Annotated in this window: 15 protein-coding genes; 14 read left to right on the top strand and 1 reads right to left on the bottom strand. The window is 65.7% G+C overall.

The features are described 5' to 3' along the window. Positions 1-19 precede the first annotated feature (19 nt). The 13 genes from WH299_RS04565 to WH299_RS04505 are packed head-to-tail and all read left to right on the top strand — an operon-like array spanning position 20 to position 19,809. Positions 20-5,476 carry a non-ribosomal peptide synthetase gene (locus WH299_RS04565; protein WP_339549701.1) on the top strand — a complete coding sequence of 1,819 codons (5,457 nt, stop codon included), beginning with the start codon at positions 20-22 and terminating at the stop codon, positions 5,474-5,476. Beyond that, complete coding sequence (locus WH299_RS04560; RefSeq protein WP_339549699.1) at positions 5,473-7,206, top strand: ABC transporter ATP-binding protein; 1,734 nt, start codon at positions 5,473-5,475, stop codon at positions 7,204-7,206. The genes WH299_RS04565 and WH299_RS04560 overlap by 4 nt, the downstream gene beginning before the upstream one ends. Next, positions 7,203-8,948, top strand: a complete 1,746-nt coding sequence (locus tag WH299_RS04555; RefSeq protein ID WP_339549698.1) for an ABC transporter ATP-binding protein — start codon at positions 7,203-7,205, stop codon at positions 8,946-8,948. Before WH299_RS04560 ends, WH299_RS04555 begins: the two co-directional genes overlap by 4 nt. Continuing rightward, on the top strand, positions 8,942-10,045 hold the full coding sequence (locus WH299_RS04550; protein ID WP_339549697.1) for a saccharopine dehydrogenase NADP-binding domain-containing protein: 1,104 nt from the start codon (positions 8,942-8,944) through the stop codon (positions 10,043-10,045). Before WH299_RS04555 ends, WH299_RS04550 begins: the two co-directional genes overlap by 7 nt. Next, positions 10,042-11,076 carry a class I SAM-dependent methyltransferase gene (locus WH299_RS04545; protein ID WP_123477311.1) on the top strand — a complete coding sequence of 345 codons (1,035 nt, stop codon included), beginning with the start codon at positions 10,042-10,044 and terminating at the stop codon, positions 11,074-11,076. The genes WH299_RS04550 and WH299_RS04545 overlap by 4 nt, the downstream gene beginning before the upstream one ends. After that, positions 11,073-12,743 (top strand): class I SAM-dependent methyltransferase, encoded by a 1,671-nt coding sequence (locus WH299_RS04540; RefSeq protein WP_339549696.1) that lies wholly within the window; start codon positions 11,073-11,075, stop codon positions 12,741-12,743. Before WH299_RS04545 ends, WH299_RS04540 begins: the two co-directional genes overlap by 4 nt. After that, the gene (locus WH299_RS04535) at positions 12,740-13,918 is read left to right on the top strand and encodes a cytochrome P450 (protein ID WP_126570163.1); all 1,179 of its coding nucleotides are present in this window, start codon (positions 12,740-12,742) and stop codon (positions 13,916-13,918) included. Before WH299_RS04540 ends, WH299_RS04535 begins: the two co-directional genes overlap by 4 nt. Beyond that, the gene (locus WH299_RS04530) at positions 13,915-15,060 is read left to right on the top strand and encodes a Gfo/Idh/MocA family oxidoreductase (protein ID WP_122727437.1); all 1,146 of its coding nucleotides are present in this window, start codon (positions 13,915-13,917) and stop codon (positions 15,058-15,060) included. The genes WH299_RS04535 and WH299_RS04530 overlap by 4 nt, the downstream gene beginning before the upstream one ends. Next, positions 15,057-15,776 (top strand): VOC family protein, encoded by a 720-nt coding sequence (locus WH299_RS04525; RefSeq protein ID WP_122726899.1) that lies wholly within the window; start codon positions 15,057-15,059, stop codon positions 15,774-15,776. Before WH299_RS04530 ends, WH299_RS04525 begins: the two co-directional genes overlap by 4 nt. Then, a complete protein-coding gene (locus WH299_RS04520) occupies positions 15,769-17,367 on the top strand; it encodes a (2,3-dihydroxybenzoyl)adenylate synthase (protein WP_339549695.1) in 1,599 nt (532 codons plus the stop codon). Before WH299_RS04525 ends, WH299_RS04520 begins: the two co-directional genes overlap by 8 nt. After that, complete coding sequence (locus tag WH299_RS04515; protein ID WP_339549693.1) at positions 17,364-18,122, top strand: thioesterase II family protein; 759 nt, start codon at positions 17,364-17,366, stop codon at positions 18,120-18,122. Before WH299_RS04520 ends, WH299_RS04515 begins: the two co-directional genes overlap by 4 nt. Then, on the top strand, positions 18,119-18,427 hold the full coding sequence (locus WH299_RS04510; protein WP_028616070.1) for an isochorismate lyase: 309 nt from the start codon (positions 18,119-18,121) through the stop codon (positions 18,425-18,427). The genes WH299_RS04515 and WH299_RS04510 overlap by 4 nt, the downstream gene beginning before the upstream one ends. Further along, positions 18,424-19,809: an isochorismate synthase gene (locus tag WH299_RS04505; RefSeq protein WP_339549691.1), complete on the top strand. Its 1,386-nt coding sequence runs from the start codon at positions 18,424-18,426 to the stop codon at positions 19,807-19,809. The genes WH299_RS04510 and WH299_RS04505 overlap by 4 nt, the downstream gene beginning before the upstream one ends. Here the strand turns inward: WH299_RS04505 and WH299_RS04500 are convergent. Further along, positions 19,790-20,236, bottom strand: coding sequence for an anti-virulence regulator CigR family protein (locus tag WH299_RS04500; RefSeq protein ID WP_122726888.1), 447 nt, complete (start codon positions 20,234-20,236; stop codon positions 19,790-19,792). The genes WH299_RS04505 and WH299_RS04500 overlap by 20 nt on opposite strands. A 241-nt stretch (positions 20,237-20,477) precedes the next feature. Between WH299_RS04500 and WH299_RS04495 the strand changes: the two genes are divergently transcribed. After that, the gene (locus WH299_RS04495; RefSeq protein WP_445262698.1) at positions 20,478-22,898 is read left to right on the top strand and encodes a TonB-dependent receptor plug domain-containing protein; all 2,421 of its coding nucleotides are present in this window, start codon (positions 20,478-20,480) and stop codon (positions 22,896-22,898) included. The last annotated feature ends 13 nt before the right edge of the window (positions 22,899-22,911 follow it).

Genomic DNA, 22,911 nt, shown 5'->3' with positions numbered 1-22,911 from the left:
TTTTCCAGGAGCTGTCCCCATGCCCGCCGCCAAACTGCTAAGCGAACTCAAGTCCCTGGGCGTCGAACTCTGGCCCCAGGATGGCCAACTGAAATTCCGCGCGCCCCAGGGCCTGCTCGACACCGAACGCCTGGCGCAACTGCGCGAACACAAGCAACAGATCCTGCACCTGCTGGAGACACAGGAACGCCCGCTCGTGCAGGCCGATCCGGCGCAGCACCACACGCCCTTTCCCCTCACCGATGTGCAGAATGCCTACCTGCTGGGCCGCCAATCGTCCTTCGGCTACGGCAATGTCGCCTGCCATGGCTACCTGGAACTGAGCTGGCCAACCCTGGACCCGCAGCAGGTGGAACAGGCCTGGAACCGCCTGATCGCCCGCCACGACATGCTGCGAGCGGTGATCGCCAGCGAAGGTTCGCAGCGTGTGCTGCCCGACGTCGACCACTATCCTCTGGCCATCGCCGATTTGCGTGGCGCCACCCGCGAGCAGCACCAGCACGCGGTGCAACAGATTCGCCAGGCCATGGAGCAGAAGCTCTACCCCACCGAGGTCTGGCCGCTGTTCGAACTGCGTATGAGCCGCAGCGACAACGGCGACACGCTGCACTTCTCCATGGACTCCCTGATCGCCGACTGGGCCAGCGCGCAGCTGCTGTTCAATGAGCTGGAGCTGTTGCTGCAGGATCCCCAGGCAACGTTGCCTGCCCTGGACATCACCTTCCGCGACTATCTACTGGCCGAGCGCAGTTTGCTCGAAGGCAGCCGCCACCAACGTGACCGTGACTACTGGCTGGCCCGCATCGACGCATTGCCCGCCGCCCCACAACTGCCGGCGCCCCTGAGCGGCGAAGACACCCGCGTGCCCCGTTTTCAACGGCACTCGGCGCAGCTTGAGTCGCAGCCATGGGCAGCCCTGAAAAGCGCTGCCAGCGAACGCGGTCTTACCCCATCCATCGTGGTGCTGGCGGCCTACGTCGCCACGTTACAACGCTGGAGCCAGCAGCCTGCCTTCAGCCTCAACCTGACATTGCTCAACCGCCTGCCACTGCACCCGCAGGTGGATCGCCTGGTGGGCGACTTCACCTCGGTCAGCCTGTTGCAGGTCAACGATCCCGAAGGGCTGGACTTCACCGCCCAGGCACGCCAGTTGGGCAGCCAATTGTTTGCCGACCTGGAGCACCGGCTATTTTCCGGCATCCAGGTCATGCGCGAAATCGGTCGCCGTCGTGGGCGTGAAGCGGCGGCCATGCCGGTGGTCTTCACCAGCGCCATCGGCCTGGGGATCGAGGCACCGCCGGCCAGTCAACGCCGGGTGGGCCACGGCATCACCCAGACGCCGCAGGTCACCCTCGATTGCCAAGTGATGGATGACGCCAACGGCCTGCACATCCATTGGGACGTGCGCCAAGGCGTATTCCCCAACGGCCTGGTGGACGACATGCAACAGGCCTTTGTCGCCGAACTGCAGTTGCTCGCCCTCGATCCGGCCGCCTGGGAACATCCGGTGCAAGTGCCACTGCCGGCCTGGCAACAGCGCGAACGCCTGGCAGCAAATGCCACCGCCGCCCCGTTGCCCACCGGTCGCCTGCACGACGGCCTGCTGGCCATGGCTTGGGAACATCCTCACGCCCTGGCGGTGATCGATGCCAGTGGCAGCCTGACCTACGCCGCCCTTGCCGAACGCGCACTGGCCGTGGCCGCCTCCCTGCGTGAGGCCGGGTGCGGCGCGCAGGAACCCGTGGCGATCCTGATGCCCAAGGGTCTCGACCAAGTGGTGGCGGCCTACGGCGTGTTGCTCGCCGGCGCGGCCTATCTGCCCCTGGACAGCAACGCTCCGGCCGCACGCCGCGACCGCGTACTGCTAAGCGCCAAGGTGCGGCATGTGCTGGGGCATTCCCTGGCGCAGCCGAACACGCCGTTGCCCGAGACATTGCAATGGCACGCCGTAGACCGGTTGCCCTCGGCGGGCGCGGATTTCGAGCTGATCGAGGGCAGCCCCGATGACCTCGCCTACGTGATCTACACCTCCGGTTCCACCGGCGAACCCAAGGGCGTGATGATCAGCCATCGCGCCGCGCTCAATACCGTGCAAGACATCAACCGACGCTTCGACGTCAACGCCAATGACCGCGTACTGGGCCTGGCGCAGTTGAGTTTCGACCTGTCGGTGTATGACCTGTTCGGGCCCCTCGCCATGGGCGCAACCCTGGTGCTGCCCGACCCGGCACGTGGCGTCGACCCGTCGCACTGGGCCGAACTGGTGCAGCGCCATCAGGTTACGCTGTGGAACTCGGTGCCGGCACAACTGCACATGCTCGCCGACTACCTGCACGCCGAACCCCGCCCACTGGACAGCCTGCGCCTGGCCTTGCTGTCCGGTGACTGGATCCCGCTGAACCTGCCACCGCAACTCCAGGCGTTGTTGCCCGACCTGAAACTGGTAGGCCTGGGCGGCGCCACCGAAGCCTCGATCTGGTCGAACCTGCACCCCATCGGCGCCATCGATCCGGCGTGGCGCAGCATTCCCTACGGCCTGCCGCTGGCCAACCAGGGCTTTCGGGTACTCGACAGCCACTGGCGTGATGCGCCGACCTGGGTGCCGGGCGACCTGTACATCACCGGTGTCGGCCTGGCCCAGGGCTACCTGGGCGATCCGGCATTGAGCGACGCACGTTTCTTTGCTCACCCGCTCGACGGCCAGCGCCTGTACCGCACCGGTGACCGTGGCCGCTATTTGCCGGGGGGGGAGCTGGAATTCCTGGGTCGTGAAGACGGCCAAGTGAAAATCCGCGGCCATCGGGTGGAACTCGGTGAGGTCGAGGCCGCACTGCTCGCCACCCCTGGCGTGGACACTGCGGTCAGCCTGGTCAGTGGCGACCTGTTGGCGTTCGTCACCGCTGCACGCGCTGAACCCGAGCCGCTGCCAGGCGCGCCGTTGCTTACGGCGGTCAAACGTTATGCCGACAGCCAGGTGGGCAGTTTCGATGCGCAACAGGTGCGCGAGTACCAGGCTGACCTGAGTGCCGCCGCATTGAGTTCGATGCTGGAGGTGTTGCTCAAGGCCGGACTGTTCAGCGGCGAACGGGCCGAACCCAACGACGCCACAATCCTGCACGCCTTGCAGGCCGAGCCGCGTCACCATTGGCTGGTTCGCCGCTGGTTGGGCGCGCTGTGCGAGGCGGGTCTGCTGCACTACCCCCACTCGCACTACCGCCTCGCGCAACCCGCGCCCAACCCGGCGCTGGCGTGGGGCCGGGTGGAACAGGCGGTCGCCTCGGGGCTGTGCAGCCAGGCGCTGCTCGACTACCAGCTCAACCATGTGTGGCAACTGCCGCAACTGCTCAAGGGCGAGGTCAACCCGTTCGACTTGCTGTTCCCCCAAGGCCAACTGGACTTGGCCTTGCAGCTGTACGGCGGGGATGCCGTGTCGCGCTACAACAACCACAACATCGCGGCGCTGATCAACCGCCTGGCCACCCACCATCAAGGCGACGGCCCGCTGCGCATCCTCGAAATCGGCGCCGGTACCGGCGCCACCAGCGCGCCGGTCATCAGCTTGCTCGATGGGCTGGAAGTCGACTACCTGTTTACCGACATGACCGCGTTTTTCCTGCCGGCGGCCAAGCAGCGCTTCGCTGAACAGGCCTGGGTACGCTATGGCGTGTTGGACATCGACCAGGACATCCGCCCTCAGGGTTTGGCCAGCAACAGTGTGGATATCGTGCTGTGTGCGGGCATGCTCAACAGCGTCAAGGACATCGACAATGCCCTCGGCCAGATCACCGAGTTGCTCAGCCCTGGCGGCTGGCTGGTGTTCAGCGAACCGACCGGCGAATGGCCGCCGATCCTGCTGACACAGGGCTTCATGATGACACCGGCCAATGGCGACCACGACCAGGGCCGCAGTGGCCTGCGCGACGCCGATATCTGGCAGGCGCGGGTCAAGGCCTTCGGTGGCGAATGCCTGCCTGCCCTGCCCCAGGCCGATCATCCGCTGGCCGCCCTCGGCATGCAGGTATTCGCCGCGCGCTTCAAGGCCGGCGTGCAGCGCCTGAGTGTCGACAGCCTGCGCCGCGCCCTGGCCGAACGCCTGCCGGACTACATGTTGCCAGCGCACCTGCAGGTACTCGACCGCTTGCCGCTGACCGCCAACGGCAAGGTCGACCGCAAGACCTTGGCCGGCTGGCGCCCTGCCGCCGATGCCCAGGCCTCCAGCAGCCAGGAAGCGCCGAGCGATCCACTCAGCGCCGAGTTGTGCCGCCTGTGGGCCGACGCCCTGGGGCTGGCGCAGATCGGCGTAGAGGACAGCTTCTATGAAAAAGGCGCCGACTCGCTGATCCTCGCCCGCGTCGCTGGCCAACTGCGTGAGCAACTGCCCCAGGCCCAAAGCCTGAGCTACGACACCTTGCTGCGCCAGATGCTCAACGAGCCGAATGTCGCCGCCCTCGCGCGCCTGCTCAATCAGGGTGAAGCCACGCCGGGCGCGATTGCCGCCAGCGATGAAGCGCAACGTTCGTCGAGCAGCAACGCGCTGGTGGTGCCATTTGGCGGAGGTGACGTCGGCCCGGTCCGGGTGATGTTCCACGCCGCCCTCGGCACCCTGGATTATTTCCAGCACCTGGGCCGCGCCCTTGCCGACCAACAGGCCGGCCCGGTGATTGGCTTTGCCGTGGCTGACACCGAACAGTACCTGGCGCTGGAGCCCAAACGCCTGATCGAGCACGTGGCCGAGGACTACGCCGAGCGCTTGATTGCCGACGGTCATCAACGTTTTCAGCTGATCGGCTACTGCCTCGGCGGGCTGCTGGCGACTGAGGTTGCCCGGCGCTTGCTCGAACGCGGCATGGAGGTGGTCGACCTGAGCCTGATCGACAGCATCCCGATGTTCATCGACACCGACGAAGAGCTGGCCTACGAGGCGATCTTCGTGCCCAACCTGAACCTGGATCCAGTGAAAACCGTGTTTGGCGCGCACATCGAAGACTACGACGTGTACCGCGCCATCGACTGTTTGATGGCCCGCGACAACCGCCGCGTGCCGGCCGGGGCCATGGCGGCGTTGAGCGGCGATCCGGGGCTGGACGCGCTGGCGCTGGCGGTCCAACAGCAATCGGCGCGCAGCCAGGAGGAGCGCCTGGCCGAATACGCACGCCTGGCCTCGGGCCAGGCCGGGGTGCCGATCGGCCCCGAACTGGTACCGACGCTGTTTCGTGTGTGCCGCCACAGCATGCGGGCGGCGCGGTTCGATCCGCCGCCGTTCCTCGGCAACATGACCTACCTGCGCTGCCTGGAGCAGCAATCGTTCGGCATCACCGGCGGCGTCGGGCATTTGGCCGCACCGTTCTGGGAAGACGCGTGCCTGGGCCGCTTCGAGCTGATCGACGTACCTGGCAACCACTTCAGCGTGATCGAACCGCCCCACGTCCACACCGTTACTGCGCACCTGCTTGAGGCCCTTCGGAAAAACTCATGACCACTGCCTTGGATACTCTGAAACGCCCGGTCAATCGCCTCATCCGTCTTGGTGTGGCGTTCGCCGCCCTCGGCGCATTGGTCAACCTGGTGCCCTTTATCGGCCTCACCGAACTGGGCCGCTTGCTGTTGGCCGGCAGCGCCGACAGCAAGACCCTGTGGCTGTGGGCCGCGCTGGTGGTGATCGCCCTGAGTGTGGGGTGGATGGCCAGTGGCGTGGCGCTGTGGTTGACCCATGTGGCTGACCACCGGCTGCAATCAAGTTTGCGCGAAGCCATGGTGCGCAAGCTCGGGCGCGTGCCGTTGGGCTGGTACACCGACACCACCTCCGGCGCCGTGCGCAAGGTGGTGCAGGACGACCTCGAAGACCTGCACCACCTGGTCGCCCACCACGCGGTGGAACTCACCGCAGCCATCGTCACGCCGTTGGCGGGCCTGCTGTGGCTGGCGACGCTGAACTGGCGGCTGGCGCTGCTGGCGGTGCTGACACTGCCCATCTACGCGGTGGCCTACACCCTGATGATGCGCGGTTTTGGCGCCAAGATGCAGTTGCTGGACAAGAGCATGACCCGGGTCAGCGCGGCAATTGTCGAGTTCGTGCACGGCATTGCCGTGGTCAAGGCGTTCGGCCAGGTCGGCCAGGCGCACCGTAGCTATCAGCAGGCGGTCAGCCAGTTCAGCGAGCAGTACGCCGGCTGGGTCAAGCCGCTGCTGCGCCTGGAAGCCTTTTCCTCGATGGCCTTGAGTGTGCCAGTGATCCTGCTGGTGAGCCTGGGGGTGGGAAGCCTGTTGCTGGCGCACGGTTGGATCACACCGCTGGAGCTGTTCGCCGAAACCCTGGTGGCGGTGGTCATTCCGCAGTCGCTGCTGGTGATCAACCAGAGCCTCACGGCCCAGCGTACGGCCCTGGCGGCAGCGGATCGCATCGAAGCGCTGCTGGACGTTGAGGAATTGCCTTCGCCCAAGGCCTGCGTCCAACCCCAGGGTAGCGACATCCGCTTTGAACAGGTGCAGTTCGGCTACGACGCCGAGCACCTGATCCTCAAGGGCGTCGACTTGCACTGCCCGGCCGGCAGCGTGACCGCATTGGTCGGCGCGTCCGGCGCCGGCAAGTCGACCCTGGCCAAGCTGGTGCCGCGCTTTCATGACGTCAACGCCGGCCGTATCTGCGTGGGTGGCGCCGATGTGCGCGAGATCGACCCGCGCCAGTTGTATCAACACGTGGGCTTCGTGTTGCAGGACGCCCAACTGGTGCACGGCACGGTCGCCGACAACCTGCGCCTGGGCCGCCCGGAGGCCAGCGATGCAGAGGTCGAGGCGGCAGCGCGCTCAGCGCAGATCCATGCGCGTATCCAGGCCTTGCCCCGGGGTTATCAATCGGTGATCGGCGAAGATGCGATCTTCTCCGGTGGCGAGGCGCAGCGCGTGTCCATCGCCCGCACGCTGCTGGCCGACACGCCAGTGCTGATCCTCGATGAAGCCACCTCCCACGCCGATCCCGAGTCCGAAGCACTGATCCAGGATGCGCTGTCTGCCTTGGCACGTGGCCGCACGGTGCTGGTGATTGCCCATCGCCTCGCGAGCATCAGCGGGGTCGACCAGATCGTCGTCCTCGACCAGGGCCGCGTGCTGGAAAGCGGCCGCCATGAACACCTGCTGAACGCCAATGGCGCCTATGCCCGACTGTGGCGAGCCGGCACCGAAACCCCTGCCGTGGAGATGTCCCTGTGATTCGCAGCCTTGTGACCTTACTGGGCCCGGCCCATGCCCCGCGCCTCTACCGTTACCTGGCGTGGCTGGTGACCAGCGCCGTGCTGCAAGGCCTGGCCGTGGCGCTGCTGGTGCCGATCCTGCACGCGTTGTTCGCCGGCGACCTGCCCACGGCCACCGCCTGGCTGGCGGGCCTGGCGGCCATGGTGGTGCTGACCTGCATCGCCCACTACCAGCAGGCCATGAAGGGCTTTGCCCTGGCCTTGCTGGTGCTGACGACCTTGCATGATCGCCTCGGCCAGCACCTGGTAAGCCTGCCGTTGGGCTGGTTCAACTCGGAAAAGGTCGGGCGCCTGTCACGCAGCGCTACCAGCGGCACGTTGATGGTCACCGGTTTGTTTGCCCATTACCTGGGGCCGGTGGTGTCCGGGGTGGTGGTGCCGGCCACCGTGGCGCTGACGCTGTTCGTGTTCGACTGGCGCCTGGGCCTGACGGCTGTGTTGTGTGCGCCGCTGATCTACTTCACCCATCACTGGTCGGCCGCCGCCATCGGCAGCAACGATGCGCGAGTGGAAGCCGCCGCGACACTGGCCGGCAACCGGGTGGTGGAGTTCGCCCGCTATCAGCAAGTGCTGCGCGCGTTTGGCCGCACCCAGGACGGCTACGCGCCGTTACAGGCGGCCAATCAGGCGCAAAAGCTGGCGGGTGGTTCGATGCTGTCGCAGACCTTTCCCAAGCTGCTCGCCGGTGGTTTGACCGTGCAGCTGGCCTTTGCGCTACTGGTCGGCGTGGGCATTGCACTGGCGGCTCATGGTGAAATCGATGCGATCCAGTTGGTGGCCCTGCTCGCCCTGGCAGCACGATTCGTGGGGCCATTGGCCGAAGCCGCAGCACGCAGCGGCCTGTTGCGCATGGCCGGCAACGACCTGGATCAACTGGTGGGTATCCTGCGTGAGCCGCCGCTGCCCGAACCCGCCGTCAGCCTGCCCCTGTCAGCGCCCGGCAGCCTGGCCTTCGAACACGTGAGCTTCGCCTACCCGAGCGGTCCGACGGTGTTGCGCGACCTGACCTTCAGCGCCCCGGCGCATTCGATGACCGCGATTGTCGGCGCGTCGGGCTCGGGCAAGACCACCGTCACCCGCCTGTTGATGCGTTTTTTCGATACCACGGCGGGCAGCGTCAAGGTCGGCGGCGTGGACGTGCGCGAGCTGTCCAACGCGGCGCTGATGGCGCAGTTGTCGCTGGTGATGCAGGACGTGTACCTGTTCGACGACAGCCTGGAAGCGAATATCCGCGTCGGTAGCCCGGACGCCAGTGCCCGCGACGTCGCCGAAGCGGCACGGCTGGCCGGTGTCGATGAAATCGTCGCCCGCCTGCCCCAAGGCTGGAACACACCGGTGGGCGAAGGTGGCGCATCGTTGTCCGGCGGTGAGCGCCAGCGCGTGTCCCTGGCGCGCGCCTTGCTCAAGCGTGCGCCCATCGTGCTGCTGGACGAAGCCACCGCCGCGCTCGACCCGCACAACGAAGCCTTCGTACAGGCCGCGATTCAACGCCTGATGCAACACTCGACCGTGCTGGTGATCGCCCATCGTTTGCCGACCATCATGGCCGCTGACCAGATTCTGGTCCTGGACGAAGGTCGTCTGGTGGAATCAGGCACCCACGCACACCTGCTCAGCCTCAACGGGCGTTACGCCGGGTTCTGGCATGACCGTCAGCGCGCGGGTGGCTGGCGCCTGAATGCGCAGGCCCAGCCATGCTGATCGGGGTGCTGGGCGCCAGTGGCGACGTCGGCCTGGCCAGCGCAAAGGCCTTGTTGAGCCTGGGCCTGCAGGACCTGCGCCTGGGCGGGCGTGATGCGCACAACGGGGCGCGCTGCCTGGCGCTGCTCCAGCAACAATGGCCCGAAGCACGCCTGCAGTGGGCGGCCGTGGATTTCAACGACACGCCAGCCCTGGCCAGGTTCGCCCGTGGCTGCGACGTGCTGCTCAACTGCGCCGGCCCCTCCTGGCGCGTGGCGGACCGTGTCGCGCAGGCCGCCTTGAACGCCGATGCGCATTACGTCGACGCTGCGGGCGATATCCAGCTCGACCCGGCTTTATGGCGCGGGCGCAGCGCGGTGCTTGGTGCGGGTCTGCAACCGGGCCTCACCGGCCTGCTGCCACGCTGGCTCGCGATGCAGGGGTTTACACGGGTGCTGGGGCTGAACAGCTATTTCGGTCTGCGTGACCACTTCACGGCGGTCGCCGCCGACGACTTCCTGCAAGGGGCGGTAGACGGCTCCAGCGAGCCCTTGGCGGCCTGGCACAACGGCCGTTGCAGCCGCGCACTGCGACGCAGGCACGATGTGCTGCTGCCGTGTTTCCCCGGGCCGGTGCATGTGCTGCCCTACCTGAACCGGGAAGGCGAACGCTTGGCCAGGGACCTGCGCCTGGAAACAGGCCAGTGGTTCAACGTGATGACCGACGGCCATGTACTCAAGGCCCTCGACCAGGCGCATAGCCTGCCGCGTGCCGAAGCGGTGCAACGCTTATGTACGGCCAGCCAGCTGGACCTCAGTGGCCAGCCATCCTTTGTCACGTTGTTGCTGCAACTCGATGGCCTCTGCGACGACCAGGCGTACACCCGCAGCTTGGTCGTCAGCGGCGCGGGCAATGCGCCTCTGACCGGCGCCATGGCGGCAGTCACGGTGGTGAGTGTGTTCGAAGGCGAAATCCGCCCAGGCTGCCATGACGCCGCGTACGCGTTGCCGCCCGCCGCCAGCCTTGAGCGCCTGCAACGCACTCAGGCGATCCACGCACTGACCCTGCTGGACCACCCACTCGCACACCTGCAACACGCCGAAGAAGGTTGCCTATGAACACCGCCCTTAACGCACTGGAACAACTGAGCCTGGGTGTCATGGCCGACGTGCTCCTGCGTACCCAGGCCTTGCCGATGCAGGTCTGGCGAACCGCCGCACAGCTTAACCAAGCGCTCGGCACCGCACCGCGCCACGCCTGGATCGTGCGACGCTGGCTCGCGGCGTTGTCGCGAGCCGAAGCCGTGCAGGTAGACGGCGAGCGGTTGGCCTGGAATGGCACGCCGCCTCAAGCCGCCATCGGCGATTTGCCAGGGTTGTATGCCGAGCTGGGTTTCCCGTCGAGCATGGCGCAACTCCATGCCCAGGTCATCGAGTGCCTGCCCGAGTTGCTGCGCGACCGCATCGCCCTGGCGCCGTTGTTGGTGCTCGCCGGGGATCCGGTGGCGGTACTCGGTGCGTACCAGCGCAACCACTTCACCGCCGCGATCAACCAGACGCTCGCGGCCCGTGCGCGGGAAACCAGCGCCGCCGACGACGTGTTGCAGGTGCTGGAGCTCGGCGGCGGTGCCGGCTGTACCACGCGTGCCGTGCTGGCAGCTCTGGAGAACCGTGAAAAAGCTTATCGCTTCACTGATATCAGCTCACTGTTCACCGGCGCGGCTCAGCGCGCATTCCGCCTGGAGCCCGGTATGCAATTAGGCCTGCTCGACCTGGACCGCGACTTCAGCGAGCAAGGCATCGCGCCCCGTAGCCAGGACCTGGTGATCGCCGGCAACGTGCTGCACAACGCCTGCGACCTGCCGCGCAGCCTGGCGCGAATCCGCGCTTGCCTGCGCGACGGCGGCACCTTGCTGTTCAGCGAATCCATTGCCGACAACCCGGCGATGCTGACCTTCATGCACCTGTTGCTGTCTCCGCCGGCCGGCGCGCCGCTTCGGGCCACCGACGAAGTGTTCATGCCACCCGAAGTCTGGCGCCAGGCCTTGCACGTCGCGGGCTTTGAATTGCTCGACCTGTGGCCCGCGGCGACCGACCCGCTGGCCGCCGCCGGGCAACGTCTGTTCCATGCCACCGGAGTTTCCCGATGAACGTCGACACCCTGCTGATCGACCTGCCCACTGCGCCCTGGCAACTGCCTGCGTTTACCGACCTGGGCGTTCATCAGTTGGCGCCCGCCCGGCTGCTGGCCTTGCTTGAGCGCCAACGCCCGGCTGTGGTGATGATGAGCGCCGAACAGCTGGAGCGCCTGCTGGATTTCCCCGCACTGGCGTTGAGTGATTTGAGCCACCTGCAACAGTTGCTGTTCGTCAGCCACCGCCCGGGTGACTGGCAGCTCGCGGAGCGTGCCGCGGCGCAACTCGATTGCCGCGTGCAAGGTTTCACGCAGCAATGGCACGACTTGGCCAGCGTCAAGCTGGCGCATCAACGCTGGCGTGAGCGCGCTTTGGGCCATCCTCAAGTCAATGCCGTTGCCCTGCACGGCCAGACGCTGTTCGTGGTGCCGCATGCTTGCCCGAGCAGGCCGGTGGACGATCACCTGGCCGCAACCGAGACCGCCCTCGACCAAGCCTTTGAACCTGCACAACTGGTGGAGTCGGTGCGACTCAATGATCGACTGGGTCACGTCGCGCTCCTCTCCATGCTCAATGGGCTTGAGCAGTGTGGGTTGCTGCCGGCACCGCTTAATGACGTGGCCCACAGCCTGGCACTGGCGGGCATTGCCCCTGGTCACCGGCCGTTGATTGCGCGCTGGCTGGATGTGCTGCAGTCCCAAGGCCTGTTGCAACGCGTCGCCGATCGGTTGCAGCCCACCCTCGACGCGAATGCCTGGAGCGATATCGCCCTGGAAGGTATCTGGGCCCAGTTGAGCGTGGAGTGGGCACGCAACACAGGCGGCAGCGGCACCCTCGACTATGCGCGGGAAAATGCGCGGCAGTTGCCGTTGTTGATGCGCGGTGAGTGTGCGGCGGTGCACCTGTTGTTTCCCGAAGGCCGCACCGAGCGCGCGGCGGCGCTGTACCGCGAGAGCCTCGCAGCGCAATACCAGCACCGCGCCGTCGCGCACTGGATCGGCGCCTGGGCCGCACGCCAGCCGGCCGGTGTGCCGCTGCGCGTGCTGGAAGTCGGCGCCGGCACCGGGTCCACCACCCAAGCGGTGTTGCCCGCCTTGGCGAATGCCAGCGTGGATTATCTGTGCACCGACGTGTCGCGCTACTTCAGCGAGCAAGCCGCCGAGCGGCTCAAGGACTGGCCATGGGTACGTCACGGCGTGTTCGATATCGACCGCCCGGCCCTGGCCCAGGGTTATCCCAGCCAGAGCTGGGACCTGATCGTTGCCGGGGGCGTGCTGAATGCCGCCCGCGACACCGAGCGGTCCCTGGCCACCCTGCTCGCCTTGCTCAAGCCGGGCGGCTGGCTGGTGTTCAGCGAACCGACCCAGGAGGAATTCTGGGTGATGGCCTCCCAGGCTTTCATGCTCAACCAGGCCAGCGACGAACGCCAGCTCAGCAGCGCCACCTTCCTCGACCTGTCGCAGTGGCAAAGCGCATTGGTGCGGGCCGGATTCCACGGCAACCGCAGCCTGCCCGCCGCCACACACCCGCTGGCGCGCCTGGGCCATCGCGTATTCGTGGCCCAGGTCCCGGCCCAACGCCTGAGCCGCGCCGCACTGGCGGCCCATCTGGAAGACCCCGAACTGCAGCTTGAGCTGCTCGACCATTTGCCCGACCTCAGCACCGCCAAGGACTTGCCATGACCCCGCTGGCCTACCCATTCAACCGCTTCACCGACCTCAAGCTGGCGCAACCCTATCGCCATGCCCAACAGGCACCGGGGCTGTTGCGCATCCAGATGCCCATCGGCGCCCCCGCCTGGCTTGCTACTCGCTATGACGACGTACGCCTGGTGCTCGGCGACCGGCGCTTCAGTCGCAGCGAAGCGTTTCGCCGCGACGATAGCCCGCGTGCCTTCCCACGCATCGCCGGTGGCATCGTGATGATGGATCCGCCGCAACTCACGCGAATCCGCTCGCGCGCCGCCCAGGCTTTCACCCGCCGCCGCGTCGAAGCCCTGCGTCCCCACGCCCGCGACTACGCCCATCAGTTGATCGACCGCATGCTCGCCGCCGGCCCGCCGGCCGATCTGGTCAACGACTACGCCTTGCCGTTGCCTCTGGCGCTGATCTGCGAGCTGCTGGGTGTGCCGGTGCAGGACCGTGACCGTTTCAAGGTCTGGAACGACTCCCTGCTGTCGACCCGCCCTGAAGACGCGGATCAGACCCAGCTTCACCTGGGCGAACTGGCCGCGTACATCAAAGACCTGGTGGCCGAACGTCGACGCGCGCCACGCGATGACTTCATGACCGCCCTGACCCAGCCCGACGAAAAGGGCGAGTCCCTCAACGAGGAGCAATTGCTGCTGTTGTGCATTGCGATCCTGGTCGCCGGTTACGAAGGCAGTGCCTCGCAGATCCCCAACTTTATCCAGGTGCTGTTGGACAACCCCGCGCAGTGGCAACAGCTCAAGGCCGATCCCGAGCAGATACCGCAGGCGGTCGAAGAGCTGCTGCGCTACATCCCGCTGGCCTCGGCGGCGATGTTTGTGCACTACGCGCTGGAAGACATTCAGGTCGGTGAAACCCTGGTGCGCCAGGGCGACGCGGTGTTCGCCTCGATCGGCGCCGCCAACCATGACCCGGCCCGCTTTGAAAACCCACAGGCGCTGGACCTGCAACGGGATGCCAGCGGCCATTTCGGCTTTGGCCACGGCCTGCATCACTGCATCGGCTCAGCCCTGGCGCGGGTCGAATTGCAGGAGGCGCTGCACGCCCTGGTGGTGCGTCTGCCCAGCCTGCAACGCTGTGGCGACGTGCAATGGAAAACCGCGACGTTCTTTCGCGGCGCCCACTGCCTGCCGGTGACCTGGTCATGAACCGCCCCATTGCACGCAAACGCGTGATCGTCGCCGGCACTGCGTTTGGCCGTATCTACCTGCAAGCCCTGGCACGCGCCCAGGCCGACTATGAACTGGTGGGCATCCTGTCGCGCGGCAATGCCTACTCGCGCGCCTGCGCCGCGCACTATGGCGTACCGTTGTACGAGGCGGTGGAGCAAGTGCCGGATGACGTCGACATCGCCTGCGTGGTGGTACGCTCCGGTGCCACAGGCGGCGCCGGCAGCGAGCTGGCCCAGCAACTGCTGCGACGCGGCATCCACGTGCTGCAGGAACACCCGGTGCACCACCGCGAAATCGCGGCGTGCATGCAGGCCGCTCGTCAAGGCCAGGCAGCCTACGCGGTGAACACGCTGTACCCGAACATCCTCGCGATCCGGCGTTTTCTCGCCGTGGCCGAGTACCTGCGCGAACAGCAAGGGCTGGCGTACATAGACGCGGCCTGCAACAGCCAGGTGGCTTACCCGCTGCTGGACATTCTCGGGCGCCTGGCCGGTGGCCTGCGGCCCTGGGTGTTCGCGGCGCCAGCCGCCGGGGTCGGGGCGCAACCCTTCATGCGGCTCAACGCGAGTTTCAACGGTGTGCCGATCAGCCTGCGCATCCAGAACCAGGTGCACCCCCGGGACCCGGACAACCATTCCTTCCTGTTGCATCGCCTCGAAGTGGGCTGCGAAGCCGGCGTGCTGAGCCTGGGCGACACCCATGGCCCGGTGCTGTGGAACCCGCGCCTGCATGCCCCACGGGACAACACCGACCGCCTGATCATGGCCGGCCCAGGCAGCGAACGCCTGGCCGGGCCGACGATGGTGGTGCTCGACCCGCAGATTCCAGCGAGCTATCACCAGGTGTTCAACCAGCTCTGGCCCGACGCGGTCAGCCTTGCGCTGGGTGAACTGTGTCGCGACATCGACGACCCCGCACGCCGCCTGCGCAGCGGCGTGTGGGCCACCGAGGTGTCCATGGCCTGGCGCGAAATGAACGGCCTGATCGGCATGCCCGAACTGATCGAGCCCAGGGTGCCACGTGCGCTGTCACTGGCCGAACTCCATGCCCGTGCCGACGCCGTACAACCCCCTTGCGGTGACGACACCGCCCAACTGCTGGGAGCCCTGCCGTTTTGAACACTGCCCAATCCTCTTCCGCCTGCAGCCATGTGCTGCTGTGGGTGCGCGACTTGCATCAGGCCGTGGCGAATTTTCGCGACGCCGGCTTCGAGGTCACTTACGCCACCGCTGAAGCCAGCGCACAACACGCGCACATCTGGTTCAGCCAGGGGCCAATCATCGAACTGCTGACCACGCCGCGCCATGCCTGGCTGTTCAAGTGGCCCATTGACTGCCTGGCCGGCCGGGGGGCCGGGCGGCGCATGTTGCGTTGGGCCGCCCAGGGCGAAGGCTTCTGCGACCTGGCCCTGCTGTGCGAAGACCCGGCCCTGGCGCCACGCCTCAAGGGCCTGGTGGCTTGCGGCGTCAGCATGGGACGTACGGTGAACTGGCGGCGCACCTGCGCCGATGGCAGTCAGACGCGCTTTCGTTTCGTGTACCCGCGCCATGATCGCTTGCCCTTCCTGGTCACGCCCTACTCACCGTCCCAGCACCCGGCGCACAGGGTCCACCCCAATGGCGCTACCGGGTTGGCCGCGATTCATTTGGGCGTACACCCCGACGATCACGCCGCCCTTCACCTGCTGGCCGGCGATGATCCGCTGCTGCGCCTGCAACCGGCCACGCACACCGGCGTACAGGCGGTGCAAGTCACCGGCCTTGCGCACCCGCTGAATCTGCACGGTGCCCAGTTGCTGGGCTGCCCGACTGCCCAAGGAGATTGCCATGCTTGATGGATGCACTGACTGGCCCGACGACTTTATTCGCCGCTACCGCGAGCAAGGCTACTGGCACGGCGCGCCCCTGGGCGAACTGCTGCGCGAGCAGGCCCGGCGCACGCCAAACAAGGAGGCGCTGGTAGACGGCTCGCGGCGCTGGAGCTACGCCGAGCTCGACCATGAGGCCGACCGCCTGGCCGCCGGCCTTGCCGAGCGCGGGCTGGTGGCGGGCCAGCGGGTGCTGGTGCAGTTGCCGAATATCGCCGAGTTCTTCAGCCTGACCTTCGCCCTGCTGCGTGTGGGCGTGATCCCGGTGTTTGCGCTGCCGGCCCATCGCGAACATGAACTGGCGCACCTGGCACACCTCAGCCAGGCAGTGGCCTATGTGATTGTCGATCAGCATCTGGGCTTCGACTATCGCCCGTTGGCGCGCACGCTGCGCGAGCAAGTGCCGAGCCTGCAACAGGTGTGGGTGGTCGGTGCCGCCGAGGAATTCGTGCCGCTGGCGCAGTGCGTGGCCAGCCCGCGCGAACTGCCTGCGCCGGATTCGCGGGAGGTGGCGGTGCTGCTGTTGTCCGGCGGCACCACCGGCCTGCCCAAACTGATCCCGCGCACCCATGACGACTACGCATGCAATGCGCGCCTGGCCGCCCAGGCGTGTGGGTTCGATGCCGATACCCGATACCTCGCCGCACTGCCGGTGGCGCACAACTTCCCCCTCGCCTCTCCCGGTGCTTTGGGCGTGTTCAGTGTCGGCGCTACCCTGGTGCTGGCACCGGAACCGAGCCCGGACACCGCCTTTGAGCTGATCGAACGCGAACGCATCACCCACACGGCCCTGATCCCACCGCTGGTGTTGCTGTGGCTGGAAGTCGCGCAATGGTCCGATAACGACCTGAGCAGCCTGCAATGGCTGCAGGTCGGCGGCGCCCGGCTCAAGGCCGAGATCGCCGCACGCATCCGCCCGGTCTTGGGCTGCGGCCTGCAACAGGTGTACGGCATGGCCGAGGGCTTGCTGTGCTTCACGCCACTGGATGATCCGCAGGCGCGGGTGTTCGACACCCAGGGGCTGCCGCTGACCGCCGACGACGAGATCCGCATCGTCGACGCCGACGACCAGCCGGTCGCCCCCGGCACCGTCGGTGAATTGCTGGTGCGCGGCCCTTACACCATTCGCGGCTATTACAACGCCGCCGAGCAGAACCAGCGCGCGTTTACCGCCGACGGTTTTTACCGCAGCGGCGACCTGGTGCGGCGCCTGCCCGAAGGGCATTTGATTGTCGAGGGTCGCAGCAAGGATGTGATCAATCGGGGGGGCGAGAAAATCCCCGTGGAAGAGATCGAGAACCTGCTGCTCGGCCACCCGTTGATTCGCGATGTGGCGCTGGTGGCACTGGCCGACGAGTTGCTCGGGGAGCGCAGTTGCGCCTGTGTGCTGGCCCACGGCGAGCGACTCGACCTGGCCTCGATCAACGCCTGGCTGCGCGAACGTGGGCTGGCCGCCTACAAGTTGCCGGATCGCTTGCAGGTGCTGCGCGAGTTCCCGTTGACGCGCCTCGGCAAGGTCAACCGCAAGGCCCTGGCAGAACAGGTGCTGGCGCTATGAGCGGCGCTGCATCGCCATGGCTGCGCGTGCTGCGAGAAAGCCAACAGGCGCGGGCACGCCTGGTGTGCCTGGCCCATGCCGGGGGCAGCGCGAGTTTTTTCCGTCCGTGGCTGGCGCACCTGCCGGGGGATATCGACCTGCTGGCCGTGCAATCTCCGGGACGCGAAGAGCGTTTCAACGAAACGCATATCCCCTGCCTGGATAGTCTCGCCGGGCACATTGGCGCAGCACTGCAAACGTTGCCCGCCCGGCCTTTGCTGCTGTTCGGCCACAGCATGGGCGCCGCCCTCGCCTACGCCGTGGGAGTGCGCCTGCAAGCGGCGGGCTCTGGCGCCGCCCATGTGTTCGTCTCGGGTCATGCGCCGCCACACCGGCAACCAGACAGTGACCTGCATCGCCAGGACGACGCCGCGCTGATCGCCGACATCCTGCGCCAGGACGCCGACGCTGCCGGCCTGTGGGCCAAGCCCCAATTGCGTGCGTTGTTCCTGCCAACCCTGCGCAGCGACTACCAGGCCATCGAAACCTGGCGCCCCCAGCAGCTTACCCGCTTGTCGGCGCCACTCGACGTGCTGCTGGCCCGCGATGACGCCGAAGTCAGCCTTGAGCAGGCCCGTGCCTGGGCTGACCTCAGCGACCACACCCCGGATATCCGCCTGTTCGACGGCGACCACTTTTACCTCAAGCATCAGCCGCGACCGGTGATCCATCACCTGTTGCAACGCACTGCCTACCTACAGGGAGACTCGGTATGAAAACCCCGGAACACTGCACTGGCCTTTCGGACATTCGTGAAGCCATAGACAGCCTCGACCAGCAGATAATCGAAGCCCTCGGCCTGCGCATGCAGTACGTCAAGGCCGCCTCCGCGTTCAAGCCCGACCAGGCCAGCATCGCCGCCCCGGAACGTGTCGCGGCGATGTTGCCGCAACGCCGGCAATGGGCGCAGGAGGCTGGGTTGGACGGAGAGTTTATCGAGGGATTGTTCAACCAGATCATCCACTGGTACATCGCCGAGCAGACCGCCTTCTGGTTGCAGAAAAAGAGCAAGGTGGTATGAACCTGGACGCGTTGCTCAAGGTATTCCAGACCGCGCACCAGCGTGCGGTCGCGTATCAACGGCCAGTCATCGCCGTTTCTTCACACCGCGCGCCGACGCTGGAGGCCCTGGCCCTTTACGAAGCCCACCGGCAGGGTTTCTTCTGGCGCGCGCACTCGCCAGACCTGACACTGTTCGGCCTGGGCTGCGCCTGGCAGATCGAGGCCAGCGGCCCCCAGCGCATGCTCGACGTCGACCGGCAATGGTTCGCCCTGTGCGCCGACGCGGTGATCGATGGGCCCAAGGCACCCTTGCTGCTGGGCGGCATGCGCTTCGACGAGCAACGGCCGTGCGCACCGCATTGGGCCGCCTTCGCTGACGCCAGTTTTCATCTGGCCCATTGGCTGCTCAGCGAAGACACCGACGGCTGCTGGCTACGCTGCCAGCAAGTGGTCGAACCCGACAGCGACCCGCAGGCATTGGCCCGCGACAGCATCGCGGCCTATGCGCAACTGCTCAACCCTCCCGCCGCGACGGCCACTGCGCCCGATGTTATCGAACGCAATGCGCTGCCTTCCCCACAATGGCAGGGTAAGGTCGATATAGCGTTGCAGGCCATTTCACGCGGTGACTTGAACAAAGTAGTGTTGGCGCGGCATATCGAGTACCAGTTGGACGCGCCCCTCGACAGTGGTTCAGTGATGCAGCGCCTGCATGCACGACGCAACGCCTCCCACCTGTTCGCGCTGCACCGTGGCGAGCATTGCTTCATGGGCGCCACCCCCGAACGACTGCTCAGTTGTCAGGCGGGTCGCCTGACCACCCACGCCCTGGCAGGCAGCGCACGACGAGGCATTACGGCCGACGAGGATCACGTTATCGGTGAACGGCTACTGGCCGATCCCAAGGAGCAACATGAACACCGACTGGTGGTGCAGACCATTACCCGAGCCCTGGACGGAAAAGTCAGCAACCTCCAGGCCGCGTCATCCCCCCACCTGCTGAAGCTGACCAACGTGCAGCACATGAGCACGCCGATCATGGCGCAACTCAACCCAGACAAGCGTTTGCTGGACGGCATCCACGCGCTGCATCCAACGCCAGCAGTGGGTGGATTGCCAAGTGCGACCGCCATGGATTTCATCCGTCGCCACGAAGGCTTCGACCGAGGCTGGTATGCAGCGCCGGTGGGTTGGATGGATTCACAGGGCAATGGGGATTTCCTGGTCGCTCTGCGCTCGGCGCTGATGACCCCACGACACTGTCATTTGTTCGCGGGGTGCGGAATCGTTCATGGATCTAGGCCAGCCGATGAATATGAGGAAACCCAAATCAAGCTTGCCAGCATGGAGCAGGCATTGTTACCTGATCTCCATCCCGACCCTAATCGAAAGCACCATTGAGCACCTCATAAATGAGGCCGGAAGCAATGGCGACGAGGATCAAATCCGTACCCGCCTGCCGCCACTCATAGCCGTCGTAATGTGGCAACCTGCCCAGCAAGCGACCATCCAACTTCTTGGCAATGCCCGGAGGCATAGGTTTTCCTCGCGCCAGATTCTTCTGTATCCCAGGCGGCAGTGATGGGCCTGGGCTCCAATAGTCACGATAGCCTCCGACCACACCCAGGATGCTGCCCCGGTCGATGCTGGGGCCGCGCTGCCAATCATCTACGTCGGAGCCCTTGCCCTTATGACCTTGGCCCCCTTGTGCGTTGCCCTTTGCGTGGCCTTGACCCTTGCCGTTGCCAGGGTCGGCTACAGTCGCCACCGAGCCCATAAGCAAAACAGTGCCGGTCAATGCAACTGCCAACATGCGAGATTTGAACATGGTCGTCTTCTCCAGATGGGAACTACCCTAGGAATGTAGACGATATTTACCTATGAATCCTGTGCCCGCCCTGACACATAATAAAAACAGTTAATCATACGGTTAAATTAAATAATATTAACTGATAATTAGCTTATTCCAAAATAGCCTTTCACTCAGGTTTTTTATAGGATTATCTTCGCTTCACAGACCGACCCCATACCTGGCGGAGGACGTATTCCCTATCCCCCAGGTCGCCTACATGCCAGACATCGCACTCCCCACCTCCCTTAACAAATTTCACCTGTCACTCTTGGCCAGCTCCATGCTGATGGCAGCGGCGCCCGCCTTCGCTGAAGACGCCAAGCTCGACACCGTGACGGTGATCTCCACCGGCCTGCGCGGCCAGGAGCGCACGGTGGCCGACAGCCCGGCGCCCATCGATGTGATCAACAGCGACCAACTGCTCAAGACCGGTCGCGCCGAGCTGTCCGAGGCAATTGCCAAGCTGCTGCCATCGTTCAACTTCGGCACCAACATCGCCGGCTACAACTCAGTGACACGTCCCCTGAGCAACCGCAGCCTCGGCCCGGCCTACACGCTGGTGCTGGTCAACGGCAAGCGCCGCCACAACGGCGCGACGGGACAGCGCGGCTCGATCGACAACAGTGGCGCGAATGCGGTTGACATCGACCTGATCCCGGTCAGCGCGGTGGACCATATCGAAGTGCTCAAAGACAGCGCTGCCGCACAATACGGCTCCGACGCGGTGGCGGGCGTGATCAACATCATCCTCAAGAACACCAAGAGTGGCGGCCACCTGGAAACCAGTTACGGCCAGCTCTATTCCGGCCAGGGCGAGACCATCAAGGTCGCGGGTGACCAAGGCTTCGAACTGGGCCAGGGCGGCTTTTTCCACTTCTCGGCCGATGCGCGCAAACGCGGCAGCGCTTCCTGGAACGACAAGGCGGACAGCAGCGTGCGGGCGTTCAGCGACCCGGCCAAGGAAGCTGCGTGGGATCGCGTCGCGATCAAGAACGGCGACCCGGATCTCAAGGCCTTCAACCTGGCCTATAACGCCGAACTGCTGCTGGAAGACCTGACGCTGTATTCGTTCTCCACCTACGGCGAACGCGATGCCGAGGCCGCCAACTACTTCCGCCTGCCCACCGGCACGGCCGCAGTGCCCGAGGTTTTTCCGGACGGTTACTTCCCGCTCAATAACATCAAGGACCGCGACTACCAACTGCTGTTCGGCGGCAAGGGGTTGGTGGCCGACTGGAACTGGGACCTCAGCACCACCTACGGACGCAACAACGTGCACCACTCCAGCGACCTCAACATCAACCCATCGCTGGGCACAGCGTCACCGACCAAGTTCGATAACCTGGCGACCTTCCGCTTCGAGCAATGGGTCAACAACCTGGACTTCACCCGCCGCTACGACAGCCTGTTCAACCTGACGTCGCCGGTGCAGGTCTCGGCCGGCCTGGAGCATCGTTGGGAGCATTTCAGTACGTTCGCTGGCGACCGCGAGGCCTATATTACCGGCACCTACCCCGCCGCTTCCGGCGCGCAGGCCGCCGTGACGATTCGCCCGGAAGACGAAGTGAGCCTGATCCGCAATAACTACGCAGGTTACCTGGACCTGGGTTTCGACCTCACCGACCGTTGGTTCCTCGACGTCGCCGGCCGCGTGGAACATTACGACGATGACTCGGGCAACACCTTCGGCCTGAAACTGAACTCACGCTATGAATTGACCGACACCGTGGCCGTGCGCGGCACCGTGGGCACCGGTTTCCGTGCACCGTCCCTGACCCAGATCGGCTACACCGTGGCCGATAACCGTGTGGCCATCGATGCGAACGGCAACGTGGTGCCAGCCGTAACCCGCCTGACCCCGTCCGGCAGCAACCTGGCCAAAGCCCTCGGTGGCGATGACCTCAAGCCGGAGAAGTCGCGCAACCTCGGGTTGGGCCTGACCTGGCAACCGGCGCCACGCACCAGCATCACCGCCGATGCCTACCTGATCGACATCGACGACCGCATCGCCCTGACCAGCAATATCTACGACCGTGGCAACGGCGCGATCAACGCCATCCTCGCCGCCCAAGGCGTGCCCACTGGCACCTGGGTCAACTACTACACCAACGCGTTCGACACCCGCACCAAGGGCCTGGACGTGGTCGCCGACCACACCACGCCACTGGACGCCTGGGGCGATGTGCGCTGGAGCCTGGGATTCAACTGGAACAAGACCACCATCGAAGGCACACGTGACACGCCGGGTGCGCTGGCCGGTTCAGGCGTGACCCTGGTGGGCCGTGACCGTGAAGGCGACCTGACCGACGCGTCACCCAAGACCAAATGGATCCTGGGCGCCAACTGGAAGGTCGAGGACTTGGCGGTCAACCTGCAAACCGCCCGTTACGGCGCGGTCAAGACACTGGCGGTCAACCCGAGCGGCGACCGCAGCTTCGGCGCCAAGTGGATCACCGATCTGGACATCAGCTACACCTTCGTCGACAGCCTCACCGTCAGCATCGGCGGCACCAACATCTTCGACGTACGCCCCGACAAGCACGCGGTGTACAGCAACCTCGGCCTGGCCGCCTATGGCAACCCGCCGTTCTACCCCGGCGGCGGCTACTGGTACACCAAGCTCGCCTACGACTTCTGATCCAAACGCCACC

Source organism: Pseudomonas sp. MYb541 (assembly GCF_037479595.1).
GTDB classification, from domain to species: Bacteria; Pseudomonadota; Gammaproteobacteria; order Pseudomonadales; family Pseudomonadaceae; genus Aquipseudomonas; species Aquipseudomonas canadensis.
The sequence above is the reverse complement of the archived record's forward strand: the minus strand, read 5'-3'. Positions and strand labels throughout refer to the sequence as shown.

Excerpts from the sequence above, each read along its gene's own strand:
- WH299_RS04565 (WP_339549701.1), top strand. The coding sequence starts at position 20 with ATGCCCGCCGCCAAACTGCTAAGCGAACTCAAGTCCCTGGGCGTCGAA.
- WH299_RS04560 (WP_339549699.1), top strand. The coding sequence starts at position 5,473 with ATGACCACTGCCTTGGATACTCTGAAACGCCCGGTCAATCGCCTCATC.
- WH299_RS04550 (WP_339549697.1), top strand. The coding sequence starts at position 8,942 with ATGCTGATCGGGGTGCTGGGCGCCAGTGGCGACGTCGGCCTGGCCAGC.
- WH299_RS04545 (WP_123477311.1), top strand. The coding sequence starts at position 10,042 with ATGAACACCGCCCTTAACGCACTGGAACAACTGAGCCTGGGTGTCATG.
- WH299_RS04540 (WP_339549696.1), top strand. The coding sequence starts at position 11,073 with ATGAACGTCGACACCCTGCTGATCGACCTGCCCACTGCGCCCTGGCAA.
- WH299_RS04535 (WP_126570163.1), top strand. The coding sequence starts at position 12,740 with ATGACCCCGCTGGCCTACCCATTCAACCGCTTCACCGACCTCAAGCTG.
- WH299_RS04530 (WP_122727437.1), top strand. The coding sequence starts at position 13,915 with ATGAACCGCCCCATTGCACGCAAACGCGTGATCGTCGCCGGCACTGCG.
- WH299_RS04520 (WP_339549695.1), top strand. The coding sequence starts at position 15,769 with ATGCTTGATGGATGCACTGACTGGCCCGACGACTTTATTCGCCGCTAC.
- WH299_RS04515 (WP_339549693.1), top strand. The coding sequence starts at position 17,364 with ATGAGCGGCGCTGCATCGCCATGGCTGCGCGTGCTGCGAGAAAGCCAA.
- WH299_RS04510 (WP_028616070.1), top strand. The coding sequence starts at position 18,119 with ATGAAAACCCCGGAACACTGCACTGGCCTTTCGGACATTCGTGAAGCC.
- WH299_RS04505 (WP_339549691.1), top strand. The coding sequence starts at position 18,424 with ATGAACCTGGACGCGTTGCTCAAGGTATTCCAGACCGCGCACCAGCGT.
- WH299_RS04500 (WP_122726888.1), bottom strand. The coding sequence starts at position 20,236 with ATGTTCAAATCTCGCATGTTGGCAGTTGCATTGACCGGCACTGTTTTG.
- WH299_RS04495 (WP_445262698.1), top strand. The coding sequence starts at position 20,478 with ATGCCAGACATCGCACTCCCCACCTCCCTTAACAAATTTCACCTGTCA.